Source organism: Terrabacter tumescens, from assembly GCF_014646815.1.
GTDB classification, from domain to species: domain Bacteria; phylum Actinomycetota; class Actinomycetes; order Actinomycetales; family Dermatophilaceae; genus Terrabacter; species Terrabacter tumescens.
Map to the genome: position 1 here is coordinate 114,285 of NZ_BMNZ01000005.1, position 12,306 is coordinate 126,590.

A 12,306-nucleotide genomic window follows, 5' to 3' on the forward strand; every position below is an offset into this window, starting at 1 on the left:
CCTGCGCGCTCATCGGTTGTACCTCGGCATCGACCCGGCGAGAGCCAGGCCTGCCTCGTCGCACGCGGCGACGACGTCTTCGGGGAGCGGACCGGCTTGTGCAGCAGTGATGTTGGCCTCCAGCTGGTGTGGTTTGGATCCCCCGAGGAGCACCGACGACACGACGGGCTTGCTCAGCAGCCAGCGCAGCGACAGCTCGGGGAGGCTGATGCCGGCCTCGGACGCGATCGCGCCCAGGGCCTCGATGACCGCGAACGTCTCGGCGTTCCAGTAGCGGTCCTTGTACATCGTCGCGAGCGCCGACGAGCCGAAGCGGCCCTCGCCCGGCGACTCCGTGAACGAGTGGCGGCCGGTCAGCAGGCCACCACCCAGGGGGTTGTAGACGATGGTCGCGAGACCCTTCGTCGTCGCGAACTCGGCGTACTCCGCCTCGATGCGGCGAGCGACGAGGTTGTAGAGCTGCTGCGCGAGGATCGGGCGCGGGGTGCCCAAGGCGTCGCACGCGGCGAAGACGTCACCGATCTGCCAGGCGGAGAAGTTCGAGACCCCGATGGCCCGGACCTTGCCCTCGGCGACGAGGTCGTCCAGCGCGGCGACGGTCTCGGCGATCGGCACCGACCGGTCGGGCTGGTGGAGGTAGTAGACGTCGACGTGGTCGGTGCGCAGCCGGCGCAGGCTCGCCTCGAGGGACGAGCGGAGCCCGGCGGCCGACAGCAGCGGCGCGCCACCGGCGTCACCGGGGTAGATGCCCGCCTTGGTCGCGATGGTCGCGGCGTCCCGCCGGCCCGCGAGGATCTCGGCGAGCATCTCCTCGCTGCGCCCCGCGGCATACCCGTTCGCGGTGTCGATGGACGTGATGCCCGCGTCGAGCGCGGTGTCGACCATGGTGCGCGCCGTGTCGAGGTCGACGGTGTCGCCGAACGTCATCGTCCCGAGGACGAGCCGCGAGAGCGGCCGGTCGAGGCCGGGCAGGTCGAGGGTGGGCAGTGTCGTGCTGGTCGTGCTGGTCGTGCTCGTCGGGCTCGTCATGAGGCCTTCTCGGTCTCGGCCGCGCGCGAGGCGGCGATGTGTCGGATGAGGTGTCGCGGCTTGATGCCGGTCATGAGTCCCGGCTCGAGGGCCGAGCGGCGCAGTCGCTGGGTGTACTCCTCCTGCGGACGCGAGAGGAGGTCGTCGGTGCGGCCGCTCTCGACGATCCGGCCGGCCCGCATGACGATGGTGTCCTGCGAGATGGCCCGTACGACGCCGAGGTTGTGCGAGATGAAGAGGTAGGTCAGCCCGGTCTCGGCCTGGATGTCGGCGAGCAGCTCGAGCACCTGCGCCTGGACCGAGACGTCGAGGGCGCTCGTCGCCTCGTCGCACACGAGCAGCTCGGGGCCCGACGCGAGCGCACGGGCGATGCCGATGCGCTGGCGCTGGCCGCCGGAGAACTCCGGAGGCTTGCGCTCGAGCGCGGTGCGCGGCAGCCCGACGCGCTCGATGAGCTCGGCGGCCTTGTCGCGCTGCACCTTCCGCGACCTCTCGCCCCGCACGCGGATCGGCTCGGCGACGATCTCCTGGGCCGTCAGGTGCGGGTCGAGGGAGCCGTACGGGTCCTGGAAGACCATCTGGACGCGGTGGCGCATCGGGCGCAGCTGCTTCTCGCCGAGCTGCGCCAGGTCGGTGCCGTCGAGGTCGATGACACCCGACGTCGGCTTGAGCAGTCGCACGAGGGCCTTGGCGATCGTCGACTTGCCGCAGCCCGACTCGCCCACGATGGCGAGGGTGCCGCCGCGCGGGACGCTGAACGACACGTCGTCCACGGCGCGGAAGACCTCCTTGCCGCTGCGGTACTCGACGACGAGGTTGCTGACGGTGAGCAGGTTCTCAGCCATGGCTGGCCTCCTTCGCGAGCTCGGGCACGGCGAGGGCCGGGTCCTCCCACGGGCCGAGCTCGGGGATCGCCCCGAGCAGCTTCTGCGTGTAGGGGTGCTGCGGGTGGTCGACGACGTCGGTGACCGCGCCGCCCTCGACGAAGACGCCCGACTTCATGACGTGGATGCGGTCGCTCATGAGGCGCGCGACGCCGAGGTCGTGGGTGATGAGCAGCAGCGCGATGCCCGTCTGCTCCTGCAGCTCGAGCAGCAGGTCGAGGATGCCGGCCTGCACCGTGACGTCGAGGGCGCTCGTCGGCTCGTCGGCCACGATGAGGTCGGCGTCGGCCGAGACCGCCATGGCGATGAGCACGCGCTGGAGCATGCCGCCCGAGAGCTGGTGCGGGTAGGCGTCGAACTGCTTCTTCGGGTCGCGGATGTGCACCTGCTCCATGAGCGACAGGGCCCGCGCCTTCGCCTCCGCCTTGCCGAGGTCGGGGTACTTCACGCGCACGGCCTCGGTCATCTGGCGACCGATGGTGCGGATCGGGTTGAGGGCCGTCATCGGGTCCTGCGGGATGAGCGCGACCGCCCGGCCGCGCAGCTTGTCGATGACCTTGCGGTCGCCCGTCACGTTCTGGCCGCCGATGCGAGCCTCGCCCGAGATGACGGCGAGGTCGTCGGGCAGCAGTCGCAGGATCGCCATGGCGGTCGTCGACTTGCCCGAGCCGGACTCGCCGATGATCGTCACCGTCTCGCCCGCGTCGATGTGGAAGCTGACGCCGTCGACGGCGCGGACGACCTTGGTGCCGGTCATCAGCTCGACCTGCAGGTCCTTGACCTCGAGGACGCTCACGACTCTTCTCCCTTCGCACGACGGACCCGGTCGCGCAGGCCGTCCCCGACGAGGTTGACGCCGACGACGAGCAGGGCGATGACGACGCCCGGGATCGTGACGAGCCACCACTTGCCGGTGACGAAGAGCTCGCGGCCGTCGGAGATGATGCCGCCCCAGGTCGGGTAGGGCCGCTGCACGCCCGCGCCGAGGAAGCTGAGCGCGCTCTCGAGGAGCACCGCCTGGGCGAGCAGCAGCAGGACGACGACGAGTACCTGCTGGAGGATGTTGGGGATGAGGTGCCGCGTGATGATCGAGATGCGGTGCAGGCCGAGCACGCGAGCCGCCGCGACGTAGGGCTTCTCCCTCTCGACGAGCACGAGCGCCCGGGTGATGCGCGCGGGCTCGGGCCACTGGGCGAAGGCGATGACGAGCGTGATGACCGGGATCGACGGGCCGAAGAGCGCCACGACGAGCAGCAGCATGAGCAGCAAGGGCAGCGACATCTGCGCCTCGAGCAGGCGCGAGACGATGGTGTCGACCCAGCCGCCGAAGTAGCCCGCGGCCGCGCCCGCGACGATCCCGACGAGACCCGAGACGAAGATCGCGAGCACGCCGATGACGAGGGAGGTCTGCCCGCCGTGCAGGACCCGGCTCAGCAGGTCGCGCCCGTTGGGGTCGGTGCCGAAGAGGTGACCGGCGCTGAGCGGCGGCAGGGACGACTCCGAGAGCTGGCCGATGATCGGGTCGGGCAGCGGCAGCAGCTGCGCGAGCGCCACGGGGACCACGACGACGCCGGCGCAGATGGCCCCGACCCAGATCTTGATCGTGCTGTAGCGCGCCCGACGGGCGGCGGCCGACCGGCGCAGCAGCACCTTGGTGACCGCCGAGTCGCGGCCCAGGATGGACCCGGGGACCTCGCTGAGGTTGGGCACCTGCTGGCGTCCGGGCAGGTTCGTCGAGGTGGTCATGAGCTGGCCTCTCCGAGTCGGACCCGCGGGTCCATGAGCGGGTAGAGCAGGTCGACGAGCAGCTGGACCACGAGCGCGAGGACGACGGTCACGAGGACCGTGGCCTGGATGAGCGGGAAGTCGCGCTGCTTGAGGGCGTTGACGACGAGCTCACCGACGCCCGGCCACTTGAAGACGACCTCGACGATGACGACGCCGTTGAGCATCGCCGCGAAGCGAGTGCCCAGGGCCGTGACGACGGGGATGGCCGAGTTGCCGAAGGCGTAGCGCCACGTCAGTGCGCGCTCCGAGATGCCCCGCGAGCGCGCCACCGTCAGGTAGGGCGAGGCGAGGTTGACGACCATCTCGCGGCGCACGAGCCGGCTGATCAGGGCGATCTGCAGGATCGCGATCGTCACCGTCGGCAGCACGATCGAGCTCGCCGACGTGAAGCCGGCCGGCTCGAACCAGCCGAGCTGCACCGCGAAGAGGATGAGCAGCACGAAACCGATCCAGAAGTCGGGCATCGACTGCCCGGCGATGGTGGCGATGTTCGCGCCGAGGTCCTTGGCGGTGTCGGCCCGTCGGGCCATCCACACGCCCAGCGGGATCGCGACCGCCGCCGTGACGACGATCGCGGCCACCGCCAGCGTGATGGTGTAGGGCAGGCGCTCCATGACGACCTCGAGCGCGGGGCGCTTGAAGAAGAACGACGTCCCGACGTCACCCTGGAAGAGGTGCTGCAGGAAGGTGACGAACTGGACCGGGATCGACTGGTCGAGCCCGAACTCCTCCCGGATGGCGGCGAGCTGTTCCGAGGTGGGGTTCGGCGGGGCGTAGTTCGCCGCCGGGTCACCTGGAGCCATCCGGAGCAGGACGAAGACCGTCGCGGTCGCGAGGAACGCGGTGAGCACGGTCTGCCCGATGCGCTTGAGGACGTAGGTCAACATGGGATCACCTGGAGGTGGGTGGGTCGGGCGGACCCGGTCAGGCCGAGACCGTCACGGAGCCGAGGTCGTAGGAGTTGATGGCGCGCAGCTTGAGCGTCGTGACGCGCTTGCGCTTGGCGAGGACGTTGTTGGGCGTCCAGGCCCACATGGCCGGCCACAGCGCCCAGATCTTCTCCTGGGCCTGCTTCAGCAGGTCGTTGCGCTTGGCCTCGTCGGCCTCGGCGCCGGCCTGGTCGAGCAGCGCGGTGATCTCGGGGACGACGAAGCCGTGGTAGGTGTCACGCGTCTTCTCCTTCTCCGCCGTGCCGCCGTACTGGCCCTGCAGGTTGGTGAGGGCCAGGCCCGTCTGGTTGCCGTAGCCGTTGGCCAGCACGTCCCAGTCGCCGGCCTCGCCGCGGCGCCAGGCGTTGATCTCGCCGCCCTTGGGGATCATCTTGAGCGTCGCGGTCACGCCGACCGCCGCGAGCATCTGCGAGATGGCCTCGAGGACGCGCGAGGCGCCGGCGAACTCGGAGTCCTCCCAGATGAAGGTGAGCTTGAGGTCGCTCGCGCCGGCCGCGGCGAGCATCTGCTTGGCCTTGGCGGGGTCGTAGCTGTAGTCGCCCGTCTTGGCGAAGCCCGCGAGGGTCTTGGGCACGACGCCCTCGGCCGAGGTCACCTGGTTGTTCATCAGGGCCTTGATGAGCGAGTCGTGGTCGATGGCGTAGGTGAGCGCCTCGCGCACCTCGGGCTTGGACAACGGGCTGCTCGCCGGCTTGCGGAAGTTGTAGAAGAGGTGGATCAGGCGCGTGCCCGGCGTCTCGATGACGTCGATGTCGGCGTTGGTCTTGAGCGAGGCGGCCGACTCGGGCGTGATGGTGTCGATGACGTCGGCCTGGCCGGAGGTGATGGCGATGACGCGCGCACCCTCCTCCTCCTGGTAGCTGACGTTGACCTCCTGGAGCTTGGCCTTCTCGCCCCAGTAGCTCTCGTTGCGGGTCAGCTTGTAGGTGCCGGTGCCGCTGTCGGCGCTCGCGATGACGAAGGGTCCGGTGCCGAGGCCGCCACTCAGCTCCTCGGCCTTGTTGTCCTTGGCGGGGGTGATGAGGATGTTGGACATCAGCGAGTTCAGCGTGACGACCGGGGTCTTGGTGGTGAGGGTGAAGGTCTTGTCGTCGACCTTCTTGAAGCTCGGCTGCTCGGGGAACTGCGACGCGACGTAGCCGGCCTTGACCTGGAAGTACAGCTTGAGCGCGGTCTCGACGTCCTCGACGGTGACCGGCGACTTGTCGGAGTAGTGGATGTCGCTGCGCAGCTTGACGGTCCACTCGGTGGGCTTGGTCTGCTCGAAGGACTCGGCGAGGACGAGCTCGGGCTTGAGGTCGTCGCCGATCTTCGTCAGGGCCTCGCGCACGGCGCGCTGGACGGTGACGGCCGCGTCGTACTGGTTCAGCTTGTTGTCGAGGCTGACCAGGTTGCGGTTGAGCACGATGCTCAGTGTGCCCCCGGCAGCCCCTGCACCGGCAGTGCTCGCGGTGTTGGCGGTCTTGGGCCCGGCGCACGCGGCGAGGGCGGGAGCGAAGAGCGCTCCGGCGCCAGCCAGCGAGGCGAATTTCAGGATCGAGCGACGCGAGACCTCACGCGTCGGCTGGTCAGACGTGGGAAGCAGAGCAGGCTGCTGGGGCATCGGGACTCCTCGTTGAGCGGTGGCCTCCCCGTCGGCGGCGCACGCTGCGCCCCTCGGGTTGACCAACCTTCGCACCATTGCGTGATGTGCGCAATACCTGTAGCGTTTTTTGTGAAAGGACGGATCGGCGCACGCCGTCCGGTGCACCCCAGCCCGTCGGCGCACCTCCCTTCACCACCACCGGCAAGGTCGCCAATTCCCTTGCTGCACAAGCGCAACCGGGCATCGAGAGCAGTGAGGAGGAGACATGAGCGGACCGGTCCTGGGCATCGTGGCAGACGACCTCAGCGGCAGCGCAGAGTGCGCAGCACACGCTCTGATGCGTGTTTCGCGCAGCCGAGTCATCCTCTCCATCGACGCGCTTCCGCCCTCGCGGGCACCGCACGCCGCTGTCTACGCCGCCGTCGACGCCGACATCGCCGCCGCCATCGACGCCGTCGTCACGGTCGACACCGACTCCCGGCGGCTGGAGGCCGACGACGCCGTGCGCGCCGTGCGCGCGGCAGCGGCCCTCGTCGCCGGCGCCCCGGTCGTCGTCAAGAAGGTCGACTCGCTGCTGCGAGGGCACGTCGCCGCCGAGGTGGCGGCCCTCGCCGAGGAGCTGCACCGGACCCCGGTCGTGGCCGTGGCCAACCCCGCGCTCGACCGCGTCGTGCGCGACGGCGTGCTCCACGTGGGCGGCACCCCCCTGCACCACACGGACCTCTGGGCGGTCGAGCCGACGGCCGCGCCGTCCCGGGTCGCCGAGGCGCTGCACCCCCTGCGCACGGTGCTCGTCCCCCACACGGTCGTCGCGCTCGGGGTCGACGCCGTGGGCGACGCTCTCGCAGCGGCCGCCGGTTCCGGTCTCGTCGCCGTGTGCGACGCGGTCACCGAGGCCGATCTCGAGGTCGTGCACGCCGCTGCCGTCCGGGCCACGTCCGAGGTCCTGCTCGTCGGGTCGGGCGCCCTGGCGGCGGTCGCGGCCCGCGCCCTCCCGCGCGACCCCGACGGCCTGCCGCTCGACGGTGCCCCGACCGCGGCCACCGGTGCCGGTGCCGGCGCCGGCACCGGCACCGGCACCGCAGGCTCGGTGCTCTTCGTGCTCGGGACCCGCGCGCCGGGCCTCCCGGCCCAGCTGACGCAGCTCTCGGCTGCGCACTCCGCGCAGACCGTGCTCGTGCAGCCCGACGAGCTGCTCACCGACCCCGAGGCCGTATGCGTTCGGCTCGCCGAGCTGAGCCGTGACGGTGTCGCCGATGTCTTCGTCGTCGCCCTCGACCCCACCGCCCCCGCCGACCCGACCCGCTCTCGCGCCCTGACGGAGGCCCTGGCCGACGTGGTCGCGCCGCTGCTCGACGGCTACGACGCGGCGTTCCTCTCCGGCGGCGAAACGGCGCGCGCCGTCCTCGACCGCCTCGACGTCGGCTCGCTCGAGGTCCTCGGCGAGATCGGGACCGGCGAGACCGGGACCGGGAGCGTCGTGAGCCGGCGCCCCGGCGGCCGGCTCGTCGTCACCCGCCCCGGCAGCTTCGGCGACCCGTCCTCGCTCGCGCGCGTCGCCGCGCACCTGCGAGGCGGCGCCCCCTCCACCTCGCCTGCACCCGGTGCAGCGCAGACCACACCGACTCACACCGCAACCCGCGCCGTCCACGACGCGACCACCGAGGAGAACTCATGAGCGCCGCCCTTCCCCGCATCGCCGTGACCATGGGAGACGGCGCCGGCATCGGCCCCGAGATCATCGTCAAGGCCCTCGCCGACCCGCACGTCGCGACGATGGCGCGCACCGTCGTCGTCGGTGACGCCCTGCGCCTCAAGCAGGCCGCCGCGGTCGCCGGGGTCCTCGTCGACATCGTCACCATCGACGACGTCGAGCAGGCGAGCGAGATCCCCGGCCGCATCAACGTCATCGACCTCGCCCTGCTCCCGCCCGACCTGCCCTTCGGCCAGCTGTCCGCGGTGGCCGGCGACGCGGCCTACCACTACATCCGCGTGGCCTCGGAGCTCGCGATGGCCGGCAAGGTCCAGGCCATCTGCACGGCGCCGCTCAACAAGGAGGCGCTGCACGCGGGCGGGCACGTCTTCCCCGGCCACACCGAGCTGCTCGCCCACCTCACGGGCACGCCGGAGGTCTCGATGATGCTCTCGACCGAGAAGGTCAAGGTCATCCACGTCACGACCCACATCGGTCTCATCGATGCCGTCAACCGCATCGAGCCGGGGCTCGTCGAGCGCGTCATCCGCCGCGGCCACAAGGCCCTCGTCGACGCCGGCAACCCGAACCCCAAGATCGGCGTGTGCGGCATCAACCCGCACGCCGGCGAGAACGGCCTCTTCGGCTACGGCGAGGAGGAGTCGAAGATCAACCCCGGCGTCGAGGCCGCGCGTGCCGACGGCATCGACGTGCACGGGGCCCTGCCGGCCGACACGCTCTTCTTCCTCGCCGGGCGCGGCGACTACGACCTCGTCGTCGCGATGTACCACGACCAGGGGCACGGCCCCGTCAAGGTGCTCGGCCTCGAGGCGGGCGTCAACGTGACCATCGGCCTGCCCGTCATCCGCACCTCCGTCGACCACGGCACAGCCTTCGACATCGCGGGCACGGGGGTCGCCGACCACCGCTCGATGATCGAGGCCCTGCGACTCGGCGCGGAGATGGCGCCGCGGCCCGTCGACGCCTAAGGTGCCCAGCGTGGCGAAGCACACCGCACAGACGCGTCGGGGCGAGATCGTCCGCCTCGCCACGACCAGTGGACTCGCGAGCGTGGAGGAGCTCTCCGACCAGCTCGGGGTCACCGCGTCGACGATCCGGCGTGACCTCGCCAAGCTGACCGCCCAGGGCAAGCTGGCCCGCACCTACGGCGGCGTCATGAGCCTCGCTCACCACCCCGAGGCCTCGCTGCGCCAGCGCCTCGGTGAGGCCCACGCCGCCAAGCGCGACATCGCGCGGTGGGCCGCCGACCAGATCGAGCCCGGCGAGACGGTGCTCCTCGACGCCGGCTCGACGATGGGCGCGCTCGCCGACGCGATCACCAAGACGCCGGAGCTGACCGAGCTGACCGTCGTCACCGCCGGCATCAGCGCCATGGCCACCCTGACCGACAGCGTCGGCATCGACGTCATCGCGCTCGGCGGGCGACTGCGGCCGCTCAGCCAGGCCTTCGTCGGTCCGCTCACCGAGGCCGCCGTGCAGCGGATGTCGTTCGACCGCGCCTTCATGGGGGCCGACAGCGTCCATGCCGAGCGCGGCATCTGCGAGGCCGACCTCGAGCAGACCCGCCTCAAGGAGCTGATGATGAGCCGCGCCGAGCACACCTACGTGCTCGCGCACGCCGACAAGCTCGGCCAGTCGCCCTTCCACGCCTGGGCGGTCATGCCGTCGCGGTGGACCCTCGTCACCGACGAGTCCGCCGATCCCCTTGCGCTGCAAGCGTTCCGCGACAACGACGTCGAGGTCGTCATCGCGCCGCGACGCGACTGAGCTCGCTCGTCACCCACCCGACGAGAAGCGGGCGTATGCCGTGAGGCGGGCCCCACGGCATACGCCAGCTTCTCCCGTGGCTCAGTCCTCGACGACGGTCGTCATGACCCAGTCGCGCACCTGCGGCATGTCCTCGAGGTGCTCGACGATGTAGGCCTGGTGCTCGGCCAGCTGGGCCTCGCACCACGCCTTGACCTCGCTCGACCCGCGCACCTGGCGACCGGCGTTGTTGATGGCGTCCATGACGAGGGAGTAGCGGTCGACGCCGTTGCGCACGACCATGTCGAAGGGCGTCGTCGTCGTGCCCTCCTCGCTGAAGCCGCGCACGTGGAAGCGGTCGGCCTCGGGGCGGCCGTGGACGAGCTGGTGGATGGCGCCGTGGTAGCCGTGGAAGGCGAAGACGACGTCGACGTGGTCGGTGAACAGCTCACCGAAGCGCACGTCGTCCATGCCGTGCGGGTGGCTGCGCGCCCGCGGCAGCGTCATGAGGTCGACGACGTTGACGACGCGGACCCGCAGCTGCGGCAGCTTCTCCCGGAGGATCTGGGCCGCCGCGACGACCTCCATGGTCACGACGTCACCGGCGCACGCGAGTACGACGTCGGGGTCGCGGTCGCCGTCGTCGGTGCCGGCCCAGTCCCAGATGCCGGCCCCCGCGGCGCAGTGCGCGATGGCCTCGTCCATCGTCAGCCACTGCGGCTGGGGCTGCTTGTCGATGACGATGAGGTTGACGTAGTTCTTGCTCCGGAAGCAGTGGTCCGCGACGGAGAGAAGGCAGTTCGCGTCCGGCGGCAGGTAAATGCGCGACACCTCTCCGCGCGCGTTGAGGACCGTCTGGATGAGCCCGGGCCCCTGGTGCGAGAAGCCGTTGTGGTCGTTGCGCCAGGCCGTCGACGTCAGCAGGATGTTGAGGCTGGGCACCTTGGCGCGCCAGTCGAGCTTGTTGGCCTCCTGCAGCCACTTGCTGTGCTGCACGGTCATCGACGCGCTCACCATCGCGAAGGCCTCGTACGTCGCGAAGAGACCGTGACGGCCGGTCAGCGTGTAGCCCTCGAGCCAGCCGTGGCAGGAGTGCTCGGACAGCACCTCCATGACGCGGCCGTCGTGCGAGAGCTTGACGTCGTCGTCGGTCACCCGCTCGGCCGTCATCCGGTCGGACACGTCGAACACCGCACCGACCCGGTTGCTGTTGGTCTCGTCGGGACTGAAGAGCCGGAACGTCGTCGGGTTGCGCACGTAGAGCTCGCGCATCAGCTCACCGATGGCACGCGTCGACTCCTCCCGCGTGCTCGCCGGGGACGGCACGTCCCGGGCGAAGTCACGGAAGTCCGGGAGGTCGAGCTCGGTCGTGAGCACCCCGCCGTTGGCGTGCGGCGACGCGCTCATGCGGAGGTCACCCTCCGGGTTCGCCTGCAGCACAAGCTCGCTGGGTCGTCCCGCATCGTCGAACAGCTCCTCGGGCCGGTAGGACCGCAACCAGCTCTCCAGGAGGGCGAGGTGCTCGGGGTTCTCCTTGACCCCTGAGAGCGGCACCTGGTGCGAGCGCCAGGTGCCCGTCACCTTGACGCCGTCGACCTCGGCCGGCCCCGTCCACCCCTTCGGGGTGCGCAGCACGATGAGCGGCCAGCGCGGCCGCTCGCCCATCGTCCAGCCGTCGGCCCGCGCCTCGGCCTGGATCGCGCGGATGCGGTCGTATGCCGTCGCGAGCGCCTGCGCGAAACGCTCGTGCATGCCGGGCACGTCGTCGCCCTCGACCTCGAGCACGTCGTAGCCGTGCCCCTCGAGCAGGCTGCGAACCTCCGCGGGGTCCTTGCGGCCGAGCACGGTGGGGCCCGCGATCTTGGCGCCGTTGAGGTGCAGGACCGGCAGCACGGCGCCGTCACGACGCGGGTTGAGGAAGGAGATGCCCTTCCACGAGCCCTCGAGCGGGCCGGTCTCGGCCTCGCCGTCGCCGACGACCGCGAGCGCCAGCAGGTCGGGGTTGTCCATAACCGCGCCGAAGGCGTGGACGAGGACGTAGCCGAGCTCGCCGCCCTCGTGGATCGAGCCGGGGGTCGTCACCGACACGTGGCTCGGGATGCCGCCGGGCGCCGAGAACTGGCGGAAGAGGCGCCGCACGCCGTCGGCGTCCGTCGTCACCTTCGGGTAGATCTCGGAGTACGTGCCCTCGAGGTAGCCGGCCGCGACGAGCGCCGGACCACCGTGGCCCGGGCCGGTGAGGTAGATCGTCTGCTGGCCCGTGTGGCGGATGACCCGCGACATGTGCGTGTAGACGAACGACAGCCCTGGGCTCGTGCCCCAGTGACCGAGCAGGCGCGGCTTGATGTCGTCCGGCTCGAGCGAGCGCTGGAGGAGCGCGTTGTCCTGCAGGTAGATCTGCCCGATCGTCAGGTAGTTGTTGGCGCGCCACCACGCGTCCATCGCGGCGATCTCGTCGGCGGTGGGGGGCGGCACGGGGTTCGTGCTCGTCGTCTGGCTCGTCGTCGTGCTCGTCGTCACAGCAAGCGCCTCTCGAGGGGGTCGGAGATCGTCGTCCTCGTCGAGCCTCACGGACGCCGGCCGGGCTGGCAAGGGGTCGGTGCCTCCTGA

10 protein-coding genes are annotated in these 12,306 nt (G+C 70.8%); 3 read left to right on the forward strand and 7 right to left on the reverse strand.

Features of this window, described 5'->3' with window-relative positions; translation table 11 throughout:
- Nucleotides 1–9: 9 nt before the first annotated feature.
- From IEY30_RS13720 to IEY30_RS13745, 6 genes are read right to left on the reverse strand one after another with little or no spacing between them, the layout of a single operon-like run.
- A complete protein-coding gene (locus IEY30_RS13720; protein ID WP_081920518.1) occupies nucleotides 10–1,029 on the reverse strand; it encodes an aldo/keto reductase in 1,020 nt (339 codons plus the stop codon).
- Nucleotides 1,026–1,874 (reverse strand): ATP-binding cassette domain-containing protein, encoded by an 849-nt coding sequence (locus IEY30_RS13725; RefSeq protein ID WP_081920517.1) that lies wholly within the window; start codon nucleotides 1,872–1,874, stop codon nucleotides 1,026–1,028. Before IEY30_RS13725 ends, IEY30_RS13720 begins: the two co-directional genes overlap by 4 nt.
- On the reverse strand, nucleotides 1,867–2,709 hold the full coding sequence (locus IEY30_RS13730; RefSeq protein ID WP_052358606.1) for an ABC transporter ATP-binding protein: 843 nt from the start codon (nucleotides 2,707–2,709) through the stop codon (nucleotides 1,867–1,869). Before IEY30_RS13730 ends, IEY30_RS13725 begins: the two co-directional genes overlap by 8 nt.
- On the reverse strand, nucleotides 2,706–3,659 hold the full coding sequence (locus IEY30_RS13735; RefSeq protein WP_030199542.1) for an ABC transporter permease: 954 nt from the start codon (nucleotides 3,657–3,659) through the stop codon (nucleotides 2,706–2,708). Before IEY30_RS13735 ends, IEY30_RS13730 begins: the two co-directional genes overlap by 4 nt.
- Nucleotides 3,656–4,588 (reverse strand): ABC transporter permease, encoded by a 933-nt coding sequence (locus IEY30_RS13740; RefSeq protein ID WP_030199539.1) that lies wholly within the window; start codon nucleotides 4,586–4,588, stop codon nucleotides 3,656–3,658. Before IEY30_RS13740 ends, IEY30_RS13735 begins: the two co-directional genes overlap by 4 nt.
- A 37-nt stretch (nucleotides 4,589–4,625) precedes the next feature.
- Nucleotides 4,626–6,254, reverse strand: a complete 1,629-nt coding sequence (locus IEY30_RS13745) for an ABC transporter substrate-binding protein (RefSeq protein WP_052358605.1) — start codon at nucleotides 6,252–6,254, stop codon at nucleotides 4,626–4,628.
- Between the two features lie 247 nt (nucleotides 6,255–6,501).
- Between IEY30_RS13745 and IEY30_RS13750 the strand changes: the two genes are divergently transcribed.
- The 3 genes from IEY30_RS13750 to IEY30_RS13760 are packed head-to-tail and all read left to right on the forward strand — an operon-like array spanning nucleotide 6,502 to nucleotide 9,717.
- Nucleotides 6,502–7,914 (forward strand): four-carbon acid sugar kinase family protein, encoded by a 1,413-nt coding sequence (locus IEY30_RS13750; RefSeq protein ID WP_052358604.1) that lies wholly within the window; start codon nucleotides 6,502–6,504, stop codon nucleotides 7,912–7,914.
- Nucleotides 7,911–8,918 carry a 4-hydroxythreonine-4-phosphate dehydrogenase PdxA gene (gene pdxA, locus IEY30_RS13755; protein ID WP_030199531.1) on the forward strand — a complete coding sequence of 336 codons (1,008 nt, stop codon included), beginning with the start codon at nucleotides 7,911–7,913 and terminating at the stop codon, nucleotides 8,916–8,918. Before IEY30_RS13750 ends, pdxA begins: the two co-directional genes overlap by 4 nt.
- Before the next feature lie 10 nt (nucleotides 8,919–8,928).
- Entirely contained in the window at nucleotides 8,929–9,717 is a 789-nt protein-coding gene (locus IEY30_RS13760) for a DeoR/GlpR family DNA-binding transcription regulator (RefSeq protein ID WP_030199528.1), read from the forward strand.
- 81 nt (nucleotides 9,718–9,798) lie between these two features.
- Here the strand turns inward: IEY30_RS13760 and IEY30_RS13765 are convergent, their stop codons facing one another.
- Complete coding sequence (locus tag IEY30_RS13765) at nucleotides 9,799–12,216, reverse strand: phosphoketolase family protein (RefSeq protein ID WP_030199525.1); 2,418 nt, start codon at nucleotides 12,214–12,216, stop codon at nucleotides 9,799–9,801.
- Nucleotides 12,217–12,306 lie beyond the last annotated feature (90 nt).